Below are 19,219 nucleotides of genomic sequence, written 5' to 3'. Positions count from 1 at the left end.
ACGGGGCGGTGGCCCCGACCGGCCGTGTTTATGAAACGGGCGCCATCCGGCGCCCGTTTTTCATTTGGACGCTCCGAGTGCCAATCCGAAGCCCTCAGCTGGCGCTTCCTCGTTCCGGCTCGTCATGTTTGGCAGGGTGACGGCCGTTTTGGCCGGAGTTGGAGGAATTCAGGAATGCATATTTCGAAATGGCTGGTTTCGGCCGCTGCAGCGGCGATGCTCGTGATGGGCGGCGGTGCGGCATTTGCCGCCGAAAAGCTGAAGATCGCGACCGAGGGTGCCGCGCCGCCGTTCAGCACCGTGCTGGCCGACGGCACGCTGGCGGGCTTCGACGTCGACATTGCCAAGGCGCTGTGCGCCCAGATGAAGATCGAATGCGAGATCGTCGCGCAGGATTGGGACGGCATGATCCCGGCGCTGCAGGCCAAGAAGTTCGACGCCATCATCGCTTCGATGACCATCACCGAGGAGCGCAAGAAGCAGGTCGCCTTCACCAACAAATATTATGCGACGCCGCTAGCGCTTGCCGCCTTGAAGGATACGACCTTGACCGGCACCGAGCCGACGGCCCTGGCCGGAAAGACGCTGGGTGCGCAGGCCTCGACCACCCAGGCGACCTACGCCCAGGACGTCTACGCCAAGTCCGGTGCCGAGGTAAAACTCTACCCGACGCATGAGGACGCGGTGGCCGATCTGGTCAACGGCCGGCTCGATGCCATCATCACCGACAAGTTCGTTCTGGTCGACTGGGTCAAGAATGGCGGCGGCAAGGATTGCTGCAAGCTTGTGGGAGACGTGAAGGGCACCGAAGCGCAGATCGGCATCGCGATCCGCCAGGGCGAGGACGCGTTGCGTGAGCGGTTCAATGCGGCCATCGACGCGATCGTTGCCGACGGCGCCTACAAGAAGGTGCAGGCGAAGTATTTCGATTTCGACATCTATTGATGGTCACGGCTGCTGCTGTTAGTCGGCCTCGACCACGGGGAACGGGCGCCGCTGGCGCCCGTTTTCGTTTTCGCCCTAGAGCGCTTTCACCGTCACGTTCACCGGTTGCTCGATCTCCAGCGGATTGCGCAGCGGCAGGCCGAATTCCGGCGCCTCGATTTCGAAGACGTCGCCGTCCCGCGTCCTGATGCCGTCCGCGAAGGACAGGGTGGCGGTGCCGAACATGTGCACATGCACGTCGCCCGGGCGGCGGAACAGCGCGTATTTGAAGTGATGGTGTTCAAGATTGGCGATGGTGTGCGACATGTTCGTTTCGCCCGACAGGAACGGCTTTTCCCACAGAGGCTTGCCGTCGCGCAGGATGCGCGAGGCACCACGGATGTCGACCGGCAGGTCGCCGATCAGGATTTCCGGGCCGAAAGACGCGTTCCTGAGTTTCGAATGGGCAAGATAGAGATAGTTGACCCGTTCGGTGACATGGTCGGAAAACTCGTTCGACAGGGCGAACCCGACACGGAACGGCATGCCGTCGTCGCCGATGATGTAGATGCCGGCAACTTCCGGTTCCTCGCCGGCGTCCTCGGCGAAGGCTGGCGACAACAGTGCGGTGCCGGGCGCCACGGCCATGGTGCCATTGCCCTTGTAGAACCATTCCGGCTGCACGCCCGCCTGTCCGGCGCCCGGCTTGCCGCCGTCGAGCCCCATGCGAAACATCTTCATGGAATCGGTCAGCTGTTCCTCGCCCTCGGCGTTGAGTTTCTTGTGCATGGCGTCGCGCGCCGCCGCTGAACCGAGATGTGTCAGGCCCGTGCCGGTGAGATGCAGATGCGCCGGGTCGGGATGGTTGATCGGCGATAGCAGCCGTCCCTTGCGGTAGAGCGCTTCAAGGTCGACCACATCGGCAAAGCCTTTCCGCTCGATCAGCGCTTCCAGGCCGGAGCCGGTGCGCGCCGCTTCCGTCGCCAGCGAGTAGACGCTGCGCGCGCCATTGACCACGCGGGCCTTGCCGCCGTCGCGGGCGACGACGCGGATGGTGTCGCCTTCATCGAGGAACTGGGAGATCAACATGACGATCCTCTTTGCCTTGCCTGTCGCGGGGCATCGCGCCCGCAAATCTTTCCCCTCGCGGCTCCCGCATGGGCGCCGCGTTGAACCTTCTCATCCGGGTTTGGCCCGCGGTCAGCCTTGCTTGCCGAACTGTCCGGCAGGGGCTTCCGGCTTTCGGCCCGCGAGCGACATACCTGTCTTTCGCCTTGCCGCGGCGGTTTCAGGCCTTGTTCTTGTTGTAGACGTCGAAGACGACGGCGCCGAGCAGCACCAGCCCCTTCACCACCTGCTGCCAGTCGACATTGACGCCCATGATCGACATGCCGTTGTTCATCACACCCATGATGAAGCCGCCGACCACCGAGCCCATCACCTGGCCGACGCCGCCCATCGCCGAGGCACCGCCGATAAACACCGCCGCGATCACGTCGAGCTCGCTACCCAGGCCCGCCGCCGGCACGGCCTGGCCGAGGCGCGCGGCGATGATCAGTCCGCCGAGTGCCGACAGAACGCCCATATTGATGAACACCATCAGGGTCAGCCGGTCGGTCTTGATGCCGGAGAGCTGGGCTGCCTTGGCGTTGCCGCCCATCGCATAGATGCGGCGGCCGATCGTCATCTTCTTGGTGACGAAGATGAACAGCGCGATCAGCACGGCCATCACCATCAGCACGATGGGCAGGCCCCTGTAGGTGGCGAACTGGAAGACGAGGAACAGCACCAGCGCGCTCACCACCAGGGTCTTGATCGCGAACAGCGCGAAGGGTTCCGCCTCATAGCCGTGCCGCTCGCGCGTGCGCCGCGCCGCCAGGCCGAAATAGGCGTAGGCCACGACGGCGATGATGCCAATCACCATGGTCGTCATGTGCAGGCTCAGGCCGCTGCCAACCACGGTCTTGCCGGCCGCGTTCACGATCGGCTCGACCAGGGTCAGCGGGCCGATAATGTCGGGAATGAAGCCGGAAGAAAGCGCCTTGAAGCTGTCGGGCAACGGCCCCACCGACGAGCCGCCGCCGAGCAGCGCCTGGCACATGCCGCGAAACATTAGCATGCCGGCCAGCGTGACGATGAAGGACGGTATTCGGTGATAGGCTATCCAATAGCCCTGCGCCGCGCCGATGGCGCCGCCGATCAGCAGGCAGACCAGTGAGACCGCCAGCGGATTGCTGAGCAGGCCGAGCTGCCAGGTCACCATCATATTGGCGGCCAGCGCCCCGATGAAGCCGGCGACGGAGCCGACGCTGAGGTCAATATGGCCGGCGACGATGACGAGCAGCATGCCCAGCGCCATCACGATGATGAAGGAATTCTGCTGCACCAGATTGCTGAGATTGACCGGCTTGAACAGCGTGCCGGAGGTGGTGAACTGGAAGAAGATCATGATGGCGATCAACGCCAGCACCAGCCCGTAGTCGCGCAGGTTGTTGACAAGCGCGGAGACAGCGACGCGCTGACCCGGCTGTACGTCTTCGGCGACGGTGCTCTTCGGTGCGGGGGCGCTGTCGGTGCTCATGATGCTTTTCCTTCTCCCCGTACGATCGCGCGCATGATCTTTTCCTGGCTGGCGTCGCTCGCCGCCATTTCGCCGACCATGCGCCCTTCGTTCATGACGTAGATGCGGTCGGTGATGCCGAGCAGTTCGGGCATCTCCGACGAGATGACGATGATCGCCTTACCCTCGGCGGCCAGCCGCGCGATGATCGTGTAGATTTCGTATTTGGCGCCGACGTCGATGCCGCGCGTCGGCTCGTCAAGGATCAGAACTTCGGGATTGGCGAACAGCCATTTCGACAGCACAACCTTCTGCTGGTTGCCGCCCGACAGGTTGCCCGTCATCTGATAGACGCTCGATGCCCGGATGTTGGTCTTGCCGCGATAGTCGTTGGCGACCGAAAGCTCGCGCAGGTCGTTGATGACGCCCTTTTTCGACACGCCGTCGAGATGGGCGAGCGTGATGTTGTGCTTGATGTGGTCGATCAGGTTGAGCCCGTAGGTCTTGCGATCCTCGGTGACATAGGCAATGCCCTGTTCCACGGCACGGCCCACCGAGGAAAGATCGACCGGCTTGCCGCGCAGCGACACCTCGCCGGTGATGCGCCGCCCATAGGAGCGGCCGAACAGGCTCATGGCGAATTCGGTGCGCCCGGCGCCCATCAGTCCGGCAATGCCCACCACTTCGCCCTTGCGGACATTGAGGTCGATGCCCTTGATCACTTGCCGCTCGGCGTGGAGCGGATGGTAGACCGACCAGTTCTTGACCTCGAAGATGACCTCGCCGACCTGCGGTTCGCGCGGCGGATAGCGATCGTCGAGCGAGCGGCCCACCATCGAGGTGATGATACGGTCTTCGCTGATGTCCTGCCGCGACAGCGTCTCGATGGTGCGCCCGTCGCGAATGATGGTGACATGGTCGGCGACCCGGTTCACCTCGTTGAGCTTGTGCGAGATGAGGATCGAGGTGATGCCTTGTCGCTTGAACTCGAGCAGCAGGTCGAGCAGCGCCTGGCTGTCCTTCTCCGACAGGCTGGCCGTCGGCTCGTCGAGGATCAGCAGTCGCACTTCCTTGCTGAGCGCCTTGGCGATTTCCACCAATTGCTGCTTGCCGACGCCGATATTGGTGATGAGGGTCTTGGGGTCCTCGGTGAGACCGACCTTCTTCAGCAAGGCGCGGGTGCGCGCTTCGTTGGCATTCCAGTCGATGATGCCGTAGCGGGCGTGTTCGTTGCCGAGAAAGATGTTTTCGGCGATCGACAGCATCGGCACCAGCGCAAGCTCCTGGTGGATGATGACGATGCCGAGGTTTTCGCTGTCGTGGATGCCTTTGAAATGGCACTCCTGGCCGCGATAGATGATCTTGCCGTCATAGGAGCCGGTTGGATAGACGCCGGACAGAACCTTCATCAGCGTCGACTTGCCGGCGCCGTTCTCGCCGACCACCGCGTGGATCTCGCCTTCCTCGACGCGCAGGTTGACGTTCGACAGCGCCTTGACGCCCGGGAACGTTTTGGTGATGTCGCGCATCTCCAGAATGGTCTGTGCCATCACGAAAACCTGGTTTGCCAGCGGGCGAAGCCGGGCGTGCCGCCTCTGCCGCATGATACCGAAGGGTGGAGTGTCTAAAAAGGGGGCTCCGCGCCTGGCGCGGAGCCCGAGGCAAGGACGAATTACTTCAGTTCTTCGGCCTTGATGTAGCCGGACTCGACGACCAGCTTCTCGTAGTTCGCCTTGTCGACCTCATGCGGCGTCAACAGGATCGAGGGAACGACCTTGACGTCGTTGTTGTAGGTCTTGGTGTCGAGGCCGTCCGGCTTGCCGCCCGACAGCACCTTGTCGACGAGCTGCACCGTCGACTTGGCCAATTCGCGCGTGTCCTTGAACACGGTCGAATACTGTTCGCCCGAGATGATCAGCTTGACCGAGGCGGTCTCGGCGTCCTGGCCGCTGACGATCGGCCAGGGCTGAGCGGCAGTGCCGTAGCCGACGGCGCGGAGCGAGGCGGTGATGCCGCGCGACAGGCCGTCATAGGGAGACAATACGCCGTCGACGCGGCTGCCGTCCGAGTAGTTGGCGGAGAGCAGGTTGTCCATGCGGGCCTGCGCGGTGGCGGCCAGCCAGCGCAGCGTGCCGACCTTGTCCATGCCCATCTGGCCCGACTTGACCTTGACAGTGCCGTTGTCGATCAGCGGCTGCAGCACCGACATGGCGCCGTTGTAGAAGAAGAAGGCATTGTTGTCGTCCGGCGAGCCGCCGAACAGCTCGACATTCCAGGGCTTGGTGTTGGGGAAACGCTCCTTGAGGCCCTTCACCAGCGAGTCGGCCTGGATCACGCCGACGCCGAAATTGTCGAAGGTGGTGTAGTAGTCGACATTCGGCGTCTTCTTGATCAGGCGGTCATAAGCGATGACGACAACGCCGGCGTCGTTGGCCTTCTGCAGTGCGTCACCCATGGTGGTGCCGTCGATCGAGGCGATGATCAGCGCTTTCGGACCCTTGGTGATTTCGTTTTCCAGCTGGCTCAGCTGGTTTGGAATGTCGTCCTGCGCATATTGCAGGTCGACGGTGTAGCCGAGCGCCTCGAGCTGCGACTTGACGGCATCGCCATCGTTGATCCAGCGCTGCGAGGTCTTGGTCGGCATCAGCACGCCGACAAGGCCCTTTTCCGCGGCCTGCGCCGAATAGCTCATGGCCGCGATGCCGACCGCGAGCGCGGCGACGAACGTCTTGATGATCTTCACGGTACTCTCTCCCTAGTTGATGAAAGCGGCGCCCGGCCTGTTTCGCCCGGCCACTCTCGCCGGGCGCATCGCGCCGACGAGCATATCGATCCTGCTAACCTCCCAATCGATCCTCGCCGTCCGGTTCCAACCGGCCCCGGTGGGTCGGTGAAGGTCGCGGCAGGCGTGGCGCGCGAAGGTTGTGTCTCTTTGCCATAACTGTCAAATTCGATCTTCGATGTTTGGTATATCGAATCTGATATGCGTACGGCCTTCGGGCCGTGCAGATGGGGTAGGACATGGTCGAGATCGGCAAGGCGTCAGTGGACACCCAGCGCAACAATGGCGAGCGCGGCGACGGTACCGCGCTTCTGCACAGTGGGCTCAGCTTGCGTCACATGCGCATGATCGTGGCGCTCGACGATCACGGCCGGGTCAGCGCGGCGGCGCAGGTCATGAACATTTCCCAGCCGGCCGCCTCGCGCATGATCGCCGAGATGGAGGCCATTCTCAACGTTCCCTTGTGCGAGCGCCTGCCGCGTGGCGTGGCGTTGACGCCTTATGGCAAGGCGCTGGTGCGGCGCGCGCGCATCATCCTGATCGAGATGCGCGAGACGGACCGGGAGATCGCCGAGCTCAAGGCCGGCAAGGGCGGCTCGGTGTTCCTCGGAGCAGTGACGGCGCCGGCGATCGAACTGGCCGTTCCGGCGATCCGCGAAATTCGCAAACTCTATCCGCGCATCGAGATCACCATGCAGGTCGAGACCAGCAACGTGCTGGCGCGGGAACTGATCGCCATGCGGCACGATTTCATCATCGCCCGCATCCCCGACGACCTCAATCCGCGCCTGTTCGAAAGTCGCGTCATCGGCATCGAAAAGGCTTGCCTGATCGTCCGGCGCGGTCATCCGCTGATGGGCAGGAAAGCGGTTCGCCTGGAAGAGACCGCCGGCTATGATTGGGTGTTCCAGTCCGGCAGCTCGCCGTTGCGGCAGGTGATGGAGGCGAATTTCCTCAACCGCAACATCCCGCTGCCCGAGCATATCTTCAACACCAGCTCGCTGCTTTTGACGCTGGTGATGGTTTCGCAGTCGGAGGCCATCGCACCGGTATCGGTCCAGGTGGCGAAGTTCATCCAGGGGGCGGACGGTCTCGCCGGCGCCATCGATGTCGTGCCGACCGATTTCGACATCGAGGTTAGGCCCTATTCGCTGATCACCATGAAGCAGCGCGTGCTCTCTCCCGCCGCCAAGATGCTCTACGATTTCATCCTCAAGGAAGTGAGCTGAAAGGTCTCGGCCCAAAGGGGCGCGAGCAGCCTGCCGCGACAAGCCGGTCGCCTTGTTGCATCGGGCGAGCATAGCTGGCATGAAAACGGGATGCGCGCTCATGCCCTTTGGATCATTGCCGTGATGTCGCTGGCCGCCTGTGCCGGCGGCCCGAAGCCGTCGGCGCCGGCAGGTGCCGATATCGCGATCATGGATGATCTGCCGATCAACGGCATCATCATGAGCCGGGTTTCCGCCGTCGTTTGCGCCAAGGGTCCCTTCGATACCGCGCCGCCGTCAACCGATGCGCTGAATGCCTTGAAGCAGCAGGCTGCGGCAATTAACGCCAATGGCATCTATCGCGTGAAATACGTCACGACAGGCTTGGTGGATCGCTGCATGGTACTGCCAGGGACCGGCGCGACTGGCATCGCCTATCGAAACGGACCCGCCGCCCAATAGGCCTGCAAGCCTGAAATCGCTCAGAATTTGTAAGCGAAGCCGATGGCAAGCGTGTTGGTGTTGACCTCGACCGAGCCATCGCCCGCGGGAGCGGAATAACCGACCTTGCCGAAGTCGGTGTATTTATATTCCGCGCGACCGACCCAATTGTTCGAGAACGCATATTCAGCGCCGGCGCCAAGCGTCCAGCCCGCACGGGTTTCGCTGGCGCTGGCAAAGGTGCCGCCGGCGTTGGAGACATTCACCTTGATGCCGCCAAGCGCCAGGCCGCCGGCACCGTAGATGAGCAGATTGTCCATTGCGTAGCCGACGCGCCCGCGTATGTCGCCGGTCCAGGTCACCTTGGTGTTGAGCGATTCCCCGGTTGCCGCATTGGTGGACGTGCCCTTGATCCCTGAATAGTTGATGTCGGCATCGATGCCGCCGACGAAATTGCCGTTCTGGATGTTCCAGCCGCCATAAAGGCCGCCAAATCCGCCATCGACGCTGCCGCTGATTTCGGCTGCGGGATTGGAAGGAAACGAATTGTCGGCGCGGCCCCAGCCATATCCGGCCTGGCCGCCGAGATAGGCGCCATTCCAGTCGAAAGTCGAGGCGACAGGAAGGTCCACAACCGCGTCAGCAGCAAACGCTCCGCTGATCGGCGTGGCGAGCAAGGCGAAAGCAATGAAGTAGCGCTTCATCGGATGCCCCTGTGCAGACGAGCGCATCCTACGTGCAACCATGCCGATTGGAAATAGCGGCGGCTTGCCGGATCACGCGGATTTCAACGCGGTGTTGCGCGGATACGACGGGAAGCACGGCGGAGACGTTCACCCTTCCCGGCGCCGAAACCACGAAATGAGCTGGAGCGGGGTAGCGGGCGCAGAGCCGAAATTCTTGTACCGTAAAATCAATGGCTAAGCACCGTTGGCCATGAGTTTGATGTCATGGATTGTGGCGCAAATCGTGTCACGAAATGACGTGGTCAACATAGCAAGCCTGCCCTCTCCGGAGTGCTTCAATGAAGGCTCTAGACATTAAGTTTGTTTATGTTATTACATTACATAATTTTAACGCGGATAGCGTCTAGGGAAAGGGGCTACATCTCCATGAGGGTATTTCTGCTCACCGTATTTTCTTTAACCGCACCTATGGTGCCCGCCGCAGCCGCGGATATTTCTGCTTCCAGCGCCGGAGCTGCACCCAATACGGAGATCACCATAGGCCGCGATTGGAGCGGTTTTTATGCCGGCATCAACGGCGGGTGGGGCCAAAGTCACGATAATCGATCTGTGATCGGAGTGGGAACTGCCGCTGATTATGATGGAAATGGCGGGACCGTCGGCGGCCAGGTTGGCTACCGCTGGCAGATGGATGGCTGGGTGTCTGGGCTGGAAGGACAAGGCAACTGGGCTGACCTGTCGGGTAGTAGCGACAACCTCCTTGTTCCCGGCGGTATCGTTCGTTCCAAGACAAAGGCTTTTGGCTTGTTTACCGGACAGGTCGGTTACGCATGGAATGATTTCCTAGTCTATGTGAAAGGCGGTGCAGCTATCACGCGTCGCAACTATCAGTTTTTGGCTCCAGGCGGTGTTTTAGCCTCCGAAACAGGGGTCAAAACCCGTTTTGGCGGAACTGTGGGCGTTGGCACAGAATACGCGCTTAGCCAAAACTGGTCGCTTGGCGTCGAATACAATCGGATCTTTGAAACAGAGCGTGATGTGTCCTTCACGGTTCCCAAGGGTCCCAGCGTGCAAGGCTTCAAAACAGGCGGAGATACAGACCTTGTTCTGGCGCGGTTGAATTATAAATTCTGAAGTAAGCGGACATCGAAACAGTGCTGTTGCCTCCCGATTTACGTCTAAGCGTCGTAAATCGGGATTCGATTTGGCAAGGGTAGATGGTCGCAATATTGGGTCACATGTTGTGGCACAAATCGCGTCACAGGATGAGTTTTCATAAACCGCGCCTGGCCGTTGTATATGCGTTCGGCCTTGCCGCAGGCTCTGCCGGATCAATTATTTAGCTTTGATGATTTGGAGCGGGTAGCGGGAATCGAACCCGCGCGTTCAGCTTGGGAAGCTGACAGGCTACCATTACATCATACCCGCGCGCCGCCCAGTTAGCATGGCCGCCTCGGCTCGGGCAATCAGAAAGCGGCGGCTTGAAGCAAGTGCCGCGAGCGCGTATCTCACGCTCAGGGACTGCAACGGAGAAGAGCCTTGTCTGCACTGACCCGCTTTCTCGGCGACACGCCGCTCAAGATCCTGCTCAAGCTTGTCGTGGTGTCGTTCCTGGTCGGCATTGTCATGAGCGCCTTCGGCTGGTCGCCGTTCGACGTGCTCTATGGCATCCAAAATTTCTTCCTCGACCTGTGGCACATGGGCTTCCGCGCCATCGACCGTTTCGTCGGCTATATCCTTTTGGGTGCCGCGATCGTCGTGCCGGCCTTCATCATCCTGCGGCTGGCGAGCTATCGCAAATAACGCTCAGGCTACGGCCGCCGCTTCCTCGAACAGGATGGCGTGGCGGCCGGCCAACGCCGGCACGTCGGTGGAATAGCCGCCGCCGATGACACCGCACAGCGGTATGCCGCGCCGGCGGAAATGGCCGATCACTGCCCGTTCGCGCGCACGAATGCCGTCATCGCTGAGCGAGAGCCGGCCGAGCCGATCCTCGGCGTGCACGTCGACGCCGGCATTGTAGAAGACAAGGTCCCAGGGTCGCTGGCCGGAGATGACCGGCAGCAGGCCGTCCAGCCGGTCCAGATAGTCGCGGTCGCCGGTTCCGTCGGGCAAGGCGATGTCGAGGTCGGAAGCGATCTTGCGAACCGGGTAGTTGCGCTCGCCATGCACGGACAGGGTGAACACGCGCGGCTCGTCGCGCAGGATGTCGGCGGTGCCATCGCCCTGATGCACGTCGAGGTCGACCACTAGAACGTTGCCGACCCGGCCTTCGTCCAGCAATGTCAGCGCCGCCACCGCGACGTCGTTGAAGGTGCAGAAACCGGCGCCTTGCGCGCGGCGCGCATGATGGCTGCCGCCGGCGGCATTGCAGGCTATGCCATGTTCGAGCGCCAGCCGTGCGGCCAGAACGGTGCCAGCGGCCGCAAGCTGGGCACGCAACGACACCCGCGGGCCGACAGGAAAGCCGATCTCGCGTTCGATTTTCGCCGGCACCGCGCAGTCGATGACCTGATCGACATAGGTTGCGTCATGCGCGCATTTCAACCAGTTGGCTGACGCGGGCCGGGGCTGATGCAAGGCGCCCGGTAGAGCCAATCCACGCGCCGACAACGTCTCCATCAAAAGCGGATATTTGCTCATCGGGAAGCGGTGATTGACGGCGAAGCCGGCATCGTAGTCCGGATGGTGGACGATCTGCAGTGGCAAGCGGCGTATCCATAAACATGCGCCAGAGCGGGAATTTCGGTTGCCCGGTCCGGAATGTCAGTTGCGCGGTACAGCGAAATTGGGCCACATCGGCGACCCGTTCAAGAGGCCGCTGGGAGGCACCACTGGACCAGGCATCGTCAGCGACCGCGAGCCGGTCGTTCGTCGTCACCAACCGCTCGGTGCTCGCCATCGCGGTGCCGATGACGCTCGCCTATCTGACAACGCCTCTGCTCGGCTTGGTCGACACGGCGGTGGTCGGTCAGTTCGGCGATGCCGCCTTGCTTGGCGGCCTCGCCGCCGGCGCGCTGGTGTTCGACGTCGTCTTCACCACCTTCAATTTCCTGCGTTCCGGCACCACCGGTCTGGTCGCGCAGGCTTTCGGTCGCGGCGACACTGCCGAGGAGCAGGCGGTTTTCTGGCGTTCGGTGCTGATCGCCATCGTCGCCGGCGTCGTGCTGGCGGCACTTGCCCCGGTCGCCTCCGTTCTCGGCCAGAAATTCATGGGGGCTGAGCAGCGGGTCAACGAGGCGATGGATCTCTACATCCGCATCCGCCTGCTTGCCGCGCCCTTCTCGCTCGTCAACTACGCCATCCTCGGCTACGTGCTGGGCCGTGGCGAAGGCAATCTCGGCCTGTTCCTGCAGATCGTTCTCAACGGCATCAACATCGCGCTTTGCATCGTGCTCGGCCTGGAGCTCGGCTGGGGCGTGGCCGGCGTTGCCTGGGCGACGCTGACCGGCGAGTTTTGCGCGATGTTGCTGGGATTGGCGATTGTGCTGAGGCGCTTTTCCCGTGCGCCCCGCTTGCCGATGAGCCGCATCCTCGACTGGTCGGCCTTCAAGCACATGATGTCGCTGAACCGCGACATCATGATCCGCTCCTTCTCGCTTCTGGCCGCATTCGCTCTGTTCACGCGCCAGGGCGCGCAGTTCGGCACGGTCACGCTCGCCGCCAATGCCGTGCTGATGAACTTCTTTCTCATCGCAGGCTATTTCCTCGACGGTTTCGCCACAGCTGCCGAGCAGCTGGCGGGACGCGCCATCGGCGCCCGCGCCGAACGTTCGTTCCGGCGCGCGGTGCGGCTGACGCTTCTGTGGGGTTATGGCCTCGCCGGTGTCGCGACGCTGGTGCTGCTCTTTGGCGGTGCCGCCCTGGTCGGTGTCGTCACCACCTCCGATGCCGTGCGCACGGTGGCCGACACCTATCTGCCCTGGGCCGCGTTCACAGCGCTGAGCGGCGTGCTCGCCTTCCAGATGGATGGCGTGTTCATCGGCGCCACCTGGTCGCGCGACATGCGCAACATGATGCTGTTGTCGTTCTGCGTGTTCCTGGCAGCGTTGCTGACACTGACACCAGCCTTCGGCAATCACGGCCTGTGGGCGGCGCTGCACGTCTTCCTGCTGGTGCGCGGCATCAGCCTGTTCTCGATCATGCAGCGGCGGGTGCGCGAAGCCTTTTAGATCGGTTTCGCCAGCCAGTCGGCGAGCTTGCTGTCGCGAAGCTCGCGGATGGACTTCAGTCCCTCGCGGTCGGCGAGACTGGACATGCCGGCGACGATGCGTCCCGGCAAGGATGGTCCGGCATAGATCATGCCGGTATAAAGCTGCACGAGATCGGCGCCGGCGCGGATTTTCTCCAATGCGGTCTCTGCCGAATCGACGCCACCGACCCCGATGATCGCGCGATCCGCACCAAGCAGCTTGCGCATCCTGGCCAGCACGGCGGTCGAGCGCTCGAACAGCGGCTTGCCCGAAAGGCCGCCGGTTTCGCCGGCATGGCTGGTGCTCTTGAGCGCCGGCCGGGCGATCGTCGTGTTGGAAACGATGACACCGTCCACCGCGTTTTCGGTGACTTCCGCGGCGATGTCCTCGAGTTCGGCCTCGATGAGGTCCGGTGCGATCTTCAGAAACACTGGTGGCCTGGCGGCGGCGGCTTCACGCGCGGCCATGACGCGCGAAAGAAGCTCGGCCAGTTGCTCGCGCGCCTGCATGGTGCGCAGGCCAGGCGTATTGGGCGACGAGATGTTGACCGTGAGGTAAGAGGCAAGCGGTGCGAAACGCGCGATACCCTTCTCATAGTCGTCGATGCGGTCGGCGCTGTCCTTGTTGGCGCCGATGTTGACGCCGATGATGCCGCCACGCTGCCTGCGGGCAGCAAGCCGTCTTTCGGCGGCGTCGTGGCCTTCATTGTTGAAGCCCAGCCGATTGATGACGGCGTCGTCGCGCGTCAGCCTGAAGATGCGCGGCTTCGGATTGCCCGTCTGCGGCAGCGGCGTCACCGTGCCGACCTCGGCGAAACCGAAGCCGAGCGAGAGCAGCGCGTCCGGCACTTCCGCATTCTTGTCGTAGCCGGCCGCCATGCCGAGCGGGTTCGGGAAATCGAGCCCGCACAGGCTTACTTTCAACCGCTCGTCGCGTGGCGGGCGTGTCGCCACGGGCAAGCCGCAGCGCAAGGCGGCGATCGTGAGCCCATGCGCGGTTTCGGGATCGAAGCTGAACAGAACCTGCTGGCCGATGCGGTCGATCAGGCTCATTCGGCCTCCAGTTCCGGAAAGACATGGCTGCTGTCGGGGCCGAGCGGCAGAGATCTCACCCAGGCAACGGCGTCGAATTCGAGGGGGGCGTAGAGGTGGGGGAACAGCGCGCCGCCGCGCGAAACTTCATATTTCAGCGCTTCGCCGAGCTTGGTCCCGTCGATCGCGGCCAGCAAAAGGTCGTTCTGGCCGGCGAAGTAGCGAGCCGCGGTTTCCTGGACCTGTGTGGCGGTCGAGAAATGGATGTAGCCGTCGGCGAAATCGATCGGAGCGCCGTCGAAGCGGCCTGCAAGTTCAGCTTCGCGCCACAGGGCCTGCGGCACGATCTTGTAGATAAATCGTGACATGGTTGCGCTATAGTCTGATTGTGACGGCCGGAAAAGAGCGCAGAAGCGGCTCTCCCCATTTCCGGCGCAAAGCGCAGACAGATTGCGCGCAACGGCTGAAGGAGGAAACCATGCGTTTCGAACACCTCATCGTTCCCGCTACGCTGGCCGCGCTGTTTGCCGCGCCCGCATTGGCCGAGGATGCCGGCCGCTACCGGCTGGAAAAGACTGACCAGGGCTATGTCCGCATGGACACCCAGACTGGGGCCATGTCGGTCTGCAACGAACGCGACGGGCAATTAGTGTGCCGCGTCGCCGCCGACGAACGCGCTGCCTTCCAGGACGAGATCGACCGTCTGCAAGGCACGGTCAAGGCCCTGGACGGTCGTGTCACCAAGCTCGAGAATTCGTTGTCGGCCAAGCTGGAATCCAAGCTGCCCAGCGAGGAGGATTTCAACAAGACGATGAGCTACATGGAGCGCTTCGTGCGCGGCTTCATGGGCATCGTGAAGGACATGGACAAGGAAAACGGCGACCCGACCAAGCCAAGTCTGCAGAAGACCTGAGCTTTCTGGGCGCCACCCGGATCGGATCGAAGTGATCCTGATCCAGGCTAGCTTGTTGGGAACCTTCCGACTGTCGTCTTTGCTGCTTGAAAACGACGTCCGCCACCGCATAATCCAATCGCTTGATCCTGCGGGAAGAGAACAGGGATCGGGGAGGGACATCTTGCCGGCAGGCTACAGCTTCGTCATCGCCGACGATCACCCCCTTTTTCGCGGGGCGCTCAAGGCGGCGCTTACCGGCGTCGGCGATGTGGCCGTCATTCATGAGGCCGGTGACTTCGACAGCGTCAAGGCGCTGGTCACCGCCAATGAGGACATCGATCTCCTGCTGCTCGACCTGTCCATGCCCGGCGCCAGCGGGCTGTCGGGCCTGATCTCGCTGCGCGGCATCCATCCGTCGGTGCCGATGGTGGTGGTCTCGGCGCATGACGACCCGGTCACCATCCGCCGCGCGCTCGAACTGGGCGCTTCCGGCTTCATCTCCAAGTCGGCCAGCATGGAAGACATCCGCGAGGCGGTGAAGGCCGTGCTCGCCGGCGATATCGCCGTCCCCGCCGGCATCGATCTCGGCATCGAGCGCGATCAGGAAATCTCCGATCTCATCAAGCGCCTGCAGACCCTGACGCCGCAGCAGACGCGGGTGCTTGGCATGTTGGGCGAAGGATTGCTCAACAAGCAGATCGCCTATGAACTCGGCGTCTCGGAAGCAACCATCAAGGCGCATGTCTCGGCGATCCTGCAGAAGCTCGATGTCGACAGCCGCACCCAGGCGGTGATCCAACTCGCCAAGATCGGCGGCGACCCGCTGCAGAACGGCTGATCTATTCCGCCGCAGGTGCCAGCGGCTTCACCCTTGCCATCATCGTGCGCAGCGCCGCCGGCTTCACCGGCTTGTTGATCACTGGCACGTCGAGTTCGGCGGCCGCCATGCGCACCTCGCTGGTGCGGTCGGCCGTCACCAGAACCGCCGGTATCGCCTCGCGATAGTGCCGGCGCAGATGGGCGACGACATCCAGGCCCGTTTCCCCATCAAGGTGATAGTCGGCGAGGATCAGGTCGGGTTGCGCCAGCGCGCTGGCCCTTGCCTTGAAATCGGCGGAGCCCTGCAAGGTCGTTGCCGTGCATCCCCAACCCTCGATCAGCAGCCGCATGCCTTCCAGGATGCGGGTGTCGTTGTCGATGCAGACGACTGAGAGGCCGGCAAGTGTCGAACCGAGACGCGCCGCCATGCGGGGCCTGGCTTCGGGTGCCGCTTCCGCGGCTGCGGCCACCGGCATGACGACGGAGAATCGCGTGCCTCTGCCCTGGTTGGAAAAAAGCCTGATCTCCAGCCTGAGCACGCGGGCGATGCGGTCGACGATGGACAGCCCGAGGCCGAGCCCCTGCGCCTCGCGCGCGCCTTCGTCCAGCCGGGTGAATTCGTGGAAGACGGTGTTCAATTTGTCGCCGGCAATGCCGATGCCGGTGTCGATCACCTGCAGCTCGAGCAACTCGCCGCGCCGCCGCACGCCGACCAGTATGTGGCCCTTGCGCGTGTATTTGATGGCGTTCGACACCAGGTTCTGGATGAGCCGCCTGAGCAGGTTGCGGTCGGTCGTCACCGACAGCGACGAGGGCACGATGGTCAGTTTCAGGCGTTTTTCTGCGGCGAGCGGTTTGAAGTCTGTGCCGACCTGTCGAAGCAGGCCGTCGAGGCGGAAGGTCGTCTCTTCCGGCTTCATGGCGCCGGCATCCAGCCGCGAGATGTCGAGCACGGCGCCCAGAATGGTCTCCACCGATTCCAGCGAGGATTCGATGTTGATCGCCGCTTGTCCGCTTGCGCCCTTGCCGGCCTTCTCGATCAGCGAAGCGCAATAGAGGCGGGCGGCATTGAGCGGCTGCAGGATGTCGTGGCCGGCGGCGGCCAGGAACCGTGTCTTGCCGAGATTGGCCTCCTCGGCCAGCATCTGCGCCTGCGCCAGTTCTTCGTTGACCCGGGTAAGTTCGGCAGTGCGGCTTTTAACGCGCTGTTCCAGCGATTCATTGGCGCGTTTGAGCGCCAGATCCGCCTCGACGCGCGCGGATATGTCGGCATAGGTGGCGACCAGGCCGCCATCCGGCATCGGGTTCGACCGCAGCTCCAGGATGCGGCCGCTGGTTTTGAGTTCGAGCTGCCACGGGCCGACAAAACTGGCCAGCCGGTCGAGCACGGCAAGCCCGGTTTCGGGCGAAATATCGCCCCGTTCGGCCAGATGACCGAGGATACGGTCGAGCGACACGCCAACCTGGCCCATGTCGTCGGGCAGATCGAACAGGGACCGATACTGGCGGTTCCAGCAGATCAGCCGGAAGTCCCGGTCGAAGACGGTGATGCCCTGTTCCATCTGGTCCAGCGCGATCTGCAGAAGGTCGCGGTTGTGTTGCAGGGCCTCGGTGGCATCGTCGAGCAGCCGGAAGGCATCGCGGGACTCGCGGTCGTTGCGGCGGAACAGCAGCGACAGCACCAGCCTGGCCGAGGACGAACCGACGGCGCTGGCCAGAAGCTGCTCGGAAAAACGGATCGTCTCCATGCTGGCCTGTTCGTTGCCATGCAGGGAAATGCCCTGGTCCCGTTCGAAGGTCTGGAACGAACGTTCGGTGCGTTCGACCCCGAGGTAACGGCCGATCGTGTCCTTCAGGTCGTTGACGGTGGTGGCGGTGCGAAAGCGACGCAGGCTGGGCTTCGGGCTCGTGTCGCGCGGCACGAAGATCGCGGCCTGGATGCGCTCAAGCGGAACCGAGGCGCGCGACAGCGAGCCGAACACGAAGAACAGGGCATTGATGGCCAGGCTCCACATGACGCCGTGGTTGAGCGGTTCGGCAATCGTGCCGAACAGCGCCTGCGGTCGCAGCGCCTGGATGCCGAACAGGCCCTGCGCGACGATGGTGTTGTCGGGTGCCGCGATCGAGGGAAACAAGAGCGTGAAGGCCCATATGGCAATGCCCGCCACCATGCCGAGCGCGGCACCCCGTCCGTTGGCGCGGCGCCATATCAAACCTCCGATCAAAGCCGGCGCGAATTGCGCGATCGCCGCGAAGGACATCAGGCCGATGGAGGAGAGCCGCGCGCTGTCGGTGGAGGCGCGATAGTAGAGGAAGGCGATGAACAGCACGATGAAGATCGAGGCGCGGCGCACATTGAGGATCAGCGTCGACCAGTCCTCGTTTTCCGAGGCACTGTTCTTCAGCACGCGGCGCACGAACAGTGGGATGACGAGATCGTTGGAGATCATGATCGCCAGCGCGACGCATTCCACGATGACCATGGCGGTGGCGGCCGAGAGCCCGCCGATGAAGGCGGCCATCGCCAACCCGTCATGACCGCTGAGCAGCGGCAGCGACAAAACGTAGAGGTCGCTTGAGGTGCGGCCGCCGACAAAGCTCAGCCCGGCAAAGGCGATCGGCAGCACGAACAGGTTGATGGCGATCAGGTAGAGCGGGAAGACCCATGTCGCCGTGCGCAGTTCGCGCTCGCTGCGGTTCTCGACGATCATCACATAGAACTGGCGCGGCAGCATGACGATGGCGAAGGCGCTGAGACCGGTCAGCACCAGCCATGTGGCCAGCGACGTGCCGTAGCCCATGGCATCCTTGACCTTCGGCGTCGCCGCGAACTGGCTGAACATGTCTCCCGGTCCACCGAAGATCAGGAAGGTGACCATCAGGCCGATCGCCAGGAAAGCGGCGAGCTTGACCACCGATTCCACCGCCACGGCCAGCACCAGCCCGTCCTGATGTTCGGTGGCGTCGGCGTGGCGGGTGCCGAACAGCACGGCGAACACCGCCAGAAGCATCGCCACGATCAGCGAGATGTCTGAAACGAAGGGGTCGAAGGAGAGCGGCGAGCCGGAATAATGCTCGACCATCAGGTTGACCGAACCGGAGATCGCCTTTAGCTGCAGGGCGATATAGGGCACGGCTCCGACTGTCGCGATCAGCGTGGCGATGGCAGCGACGGTGAAACTCTTGCCATAGCGCGCGCCAAGGAAGTCAGCCACCGAGGTGATCTTCTCGGCCTTGGCCAGGCGCACGATGCGCGACAGGAGCGGAAACCCGAAGACGAAAAGCAGGATCGGGCCGATATAGATGCCGAGGAATTCCAGCCCCCGTTCCGACGACAGGCCGACCGAGCCGAAGAAGGTCCAGGACGTGCAGTAGATGGCGAGGCTGAGCGCATAGATGAACGGCCGCGGCCGCCCCGGGCCCGCCGCGATCGAGCGCCGGTCGCCGAGGCTGGCGATCCCGAACAGGAGCGTCACATAGGCAAGCGCTATGATGACGATGAACCAGCCCTGCACGCCGGGTCCTCCTCCCATATTGCGTTGCTCTTCCCGATCGAGGCAATCACAGCTTCCAGGCCAAGTCCATCACGACATTGGGCGCAGCCGGGAAGCCGTGGAGATGCCGACGGCCGCGCAGTGCGGTGCGCGTCACTTCGCGTTTTTCGCCTGTGCAACCTGAGG

At 63.0% G+C, this 19,219-nt stretch carries 17 protein-coding genes and 1 tRNA gene; 8 read left to right on the top strand and 10 right to left on the bottom strand.

Annotated elements, in window-relative coordinates:
- Positions 1 to 174 precede the first annotated feature (174 nt).
- Positions 175 to 945: a transporter substrate-binding domain-containing protein gene (locus tag FZF13_RS05995; protein WP_081766958.1), complete on the top strand. Its 771-nt coding sequence runs from the start codon at positions 175 to 177 to the stop codon at positions 943 to 945.
- 75 nt (positions 946 to 1,020) lie between these two features.
- On the opposite strand, the gene araD1 is transcribed toward FZF13_RS05995, so the two are convergent.
- The 4 genes from araD1 to chvE all read right to left on the bottom strand — a co-directional run bounded on the left by araD1 (position 1,021) and on the right by chvE (position 6,227).
- Entirely contained in the window at positions 1,021 to 2,013 is a 993-nt protein-coding gene (gene araD1 / locus FZF13_RS05990) for an AraD1 family protein (protein WP_024925983.1), read from the bottom strand.
- A 199-nt stretch (positions 2,014 to 2,212) separates the two neighbouring features.
- Positions 2,213 to 3,505 (bottom strand): multiple monosaccharide ABC transporter permease, encoded by a 1,293-nt coding sequence (gene mmsB / locus FZF13_RS05985; RefSeq protein WP_024925984.1) that lies wholly within the window; start codon positions 3,503 to 3,505, stop codon positions 2,213 to 2,215.
- Positions 3,502 to 5,034 (bottom strand): multiple monosaccharide ABC transporter ATP-binding protein, encoded by a 1,533-nt coding sequence (gene mmsA, locus FZF13_RS05980; protein ID WP_024925985.1) that lies wholly within the window; start codon positions 5,032 to 5,034, stop codon positions 3,502 to 3,504. The genes mmsB and mmsA overlap by 4 nt, the downstream gene beginning before the upstream one ends.
- Positions 5,035 to 5,156: 122 nt before the next feature.
- Positions 5,157 to 6,227 (bottom strand): multiple monosaccharide ABC transporter substrate-binding protein, encoded by a 1,071-nt coding sequence (gene chvE / locus FZF13_RS05975; RefSeq protein WP_024925986.1) that lies wholly within the window; start codon positions 6,225 to 6,227, stop codon positions 5,157 to 5,159.
- A 278-nt stretch (positions 6,228 to 6,505) separates the two neighbouring features.
- Here chvE and FZF13_RS05970 point away from each other — a divergent pair, with 278 nt between their 5' ends.
- Together FZF13_RS05970 and FZF13_RS05965 are read left to right on the top strand one after the other, a co-directional pair.
- The gene (locus FZF13_RS05970) at positions 6,506 to 7,495 is read left to right on the top strand and encodes a LysR family transcriptional regulator (protein ID WP_024925987.1); all 990 of its coding nucleotides are present in this window, start codon (positions 6,506 to 6,508) and stop codon (positions 7,493 to 7,495) included.
- A gap of 123 nt (positions 7,496 to 7,618) precedes the next feature.
- Positions 7,619 to 7,936, top strand: a complete 318-nt coding sequence (locus FZF13_RS05965; RefSeq protein ID WP_139116506.1) for a hypothetical protein — start codon at positions 7,619 to 7,621, stop codon at positions 7,934 to 7,936.
- A gap of 20 nt (positions 7,937 to 7,956) precedes the next feature.
- On the opposite strand, the gene FZF13_RS05960 is transcribed toward FZF13_RS05965, so the two are convergent.
- Positions 7,957 to 8,619, bottom strand: coding sequence for an outer membrane protein (locus tag FZF13_RS05960; RefSeq protein WP_024925989.1), 663 nt, complete (start codon positions 8,617 to 8,619; stop codon positions 7,957 to 7,959).
- Between the two features lie 408 nt (positions 8,620 to 9,027).
- Between FZF13_RS05960 and FZF13_RS05955 the strand changes: the two genes are divergently transcribed.
- A complete protein-coding gene (locus tag FZF13_RS05955; protein ID WP_024925990.1) occupies positions 9,028 to 9,735 on the top strand; it encodes an outer membrane protein in 708 nt (235 codons plus the stop codon).
- Between the two features lie 220 nt (positions 9,736 to 9,955).
- Here FZF13_RS05955 and FZF13_RS05950 read toward each other — a convergent pair.
- A tRNA-Gly gene (locus FZF13_RS05950) sits at positions 9,956 to 10,029 on the bottom strand.
- A gap of 111 nt (positions 10,030 to 10,140) precedes the next feature.
- Here FZF13_RS05950 and FZF13_RS05945 point away from each other — a divergent pair.
- A complete protein-coding gene (locus FZF13_RS05945; protein ID WP_024925991.1) occupies positions 10,141 to 10,404 on the top strand; it encodes a DUF6460 domain-containing protein in 264 nt (87 codons plus the stop codon).
- A 3-nt stretch (positions 10,405 to 10,407) separates the two neighbouring features.
- Here FZF13_RS05945 and FZF13_RS05940 read toward each other — a convergent pair whose 3' ends face one another.
- The gene (locus tag FZF13_RS05940) at positions 10,408 to 11,310 is read right to left on the bottom strand and encodes a histone deacetylase family protein (protein WP_024925992.1); all 903 of its coding nucleotides are present in this window, start codon (positions 11,308 to 11,310) and stop codon (positions 10,408 to 10,410) included.
- A 125-nt stretch (positions 11,311 to 11,435) separates the two neighbouring features.
- On the opposite strand from FZF13_RS05940, the gene FZF13_RS05935 reads away from it, so the two are divergent.
- The gene (locus FZF13_RS05935) at positions 11,436 to 12,773 is read left to right on the top strand and encodes an MATE family efflux transporter (RefSeq protein WP_024925993.1); all 1,338 of its coding nucleotides are present in this window, start codon (positions 11,436 to 11,438) and stop codon (positions 12,771 to 12,773) included.
- On the opposite strand, the gene FZF13_RS05930 is transcribed toward FZF13_RS05935, so the two are convergent.
- Entirely contained in the window at positions 12,770 to 13,846 is a 1,077-nt protein-coding gene (locus FZF13_RS05930) for a quinone-dependent dihydroorotate dehydrogenase (RefSeq protein WP_024925994.1), read from the bottom strand. The genes FZF13_RS05935 and FZF13_RS05930 overlap by 4 nt on opposite strands.
- The gene (locus FZF13_RS05925; RefSeq protein WP_024925995.1) at positions 13,843 to 14,193 is read right to left on the bottom strand and encodes a DUF952 domain-containing protein; all 351 of its coding nucleotides are present in this window, start codon (positions 14,191 to 14,193) and stop codon (positions 13,843 to 13,845) included. Before FZF13_RS05925 ends, FZF13_RS05930 begins: the two co-directional genes overlap by 4 nt.
- 110 nt (positions 14,194 to 14,303) lie before the next feature.
- On the opposite strand from FZF13_RS05925, the gene FZF13_RS05920 reads away from it, so the two are divergent.
- Both FZF13_RS05920 and FZF13_RS05915 read left to right on the top strand, forming a co-directional pair.
- Positions 14,304 to 14,738, top strand: coding sequence for a hypothetical protein (locus FZF13_RS05920; protein WP_024925996.1), 435 nt, complete (start codon positions 14,304 to 14,306; stop codon positions 14,736 to 14,738).
- Positions 14,739 to 14,901: 163 nt separating this feature from the next.
- Positions 14,902 to 15,558: a response regulator transcription factor gene (locus tag FZF13_RS05915; protein WP_024925997.1), complete on the top strand. Its 657-nt coding sequence runs from the start codon at positions 14,902 to 14,904 to the stop codon at positions 15,556 to 15,558.
- Position 15,559: 1 nt separating this feature from the next.
- Here FZF13_RS05915 and FZF13_RS05910 read toward each other — a convergent pair whose 3' ends face one another.
- Positions 15,560 to 19,054, bottom strand: coding sequence for a hybrid sensor histidine kinase/response regulator (locus FZF13_RS05910; RefSeq protein WP_024925998.1), 3,495 nt, complete (start codon positions 19,052 to 19,054; stop codon positions 15,560 to 15,562).
- Positions 19,055 to 19,219: the final 165 nt, after the last annotated feature.

This window comes from Mesorhizobium terrae, from assembly GCF_008727715.1.
GTDB lineage: Bacteria > Pseudomonadota > Alphaproteobacteria > Rhizobiales > Rhizobiaceae > Mesorhizobium > Mesorhizobium terrae.
Note: the sequence above shows the minus strand (reverse complement) of the source record. Positions and strands in the feature narration are given on the sequence as shown.

Excerpts from the sequence above, each read along its gene's own strand:
- FZF13_RS05995 (WP_081766958.1), top strand. The coding sequence starts at position 175 with ATGCATATTTCGAAATGGCTGGTTTCGGCCGCTGCAGCGGCGATGCTC.
- araD1 (WP_024925983.1), bottom strand. The coding sequence starts at position 2,013 with ATGTTGATCTCCCAGTTCCTCGATGAAGGCGACACCATCCGCGTCGTC.
- mmsB (WP_024925984.1), bottom strand. The coding sequence starts at position 3,505 with ATGAGCACCGACAGCGCCCCCGCACCGAAGAGCACCGTCGCCGAAGAC.
- mmsA (WP_024925985.1), bottom strand. The coding sequence starts at position 5,034 with ATGGCACAGACCATTCTGGAGATGCGCGACATCACCAAAACGTTCCCG.
- FZF13_RS05970 (WP_024925987.1), top strand. The coding sequence starts at position 6,506 with ATGGTCGAGATCGGCAAGGCGTCAGTGGACACCCAGCGCAACAATGGC.
- FZF13_RS05965 (WP_139116506.1), top strand. The coding sequence starts at position 7,619 with ATGTCGCTGGCCGCCTGTGCCGGCGGCCCGAAGCCGTCGGCGCCGGCA.
- FZF13_RS05960 (WP_024925989.1), bottom strand. The coding sequence starts at position 8,619 with ATGAAGCGCTACTTCATTGCTTTCGCCTTGCTCGCCACGCCGATCAGC.
- FZF13_RS05955 (WP_024925990.1), top strand. The coding sequence starts at position 9,028 with ATGAGGGTATTTCTGCTCACCGTATTTTCTTTAACCGCACCTATGGTG.
- FZF13_RS05930 (WP_024925994.1), bottom strand. The coding sequence starts at position 13,846 with ATGAGCCTGATCGACCGCATCGGCCAGCAGGTTCTGTTCAGCTTCGAT.
- FZF13_RS05925 (WP_024925995.1), bottom strand. The coding sequence starts at position 14,193 with ATGTCACGATTTATCTACAAGATCGTGCCGCAGGCCCTGTGGCGCGAA.
- FZF13_RS05920 (WP_024925996.1), top strand. The coding sequence starts at position 14,304 with ATGCGTTTCGAACACCTCATCGTTCCCGCTACGCTGGCCGCGCTGTTT.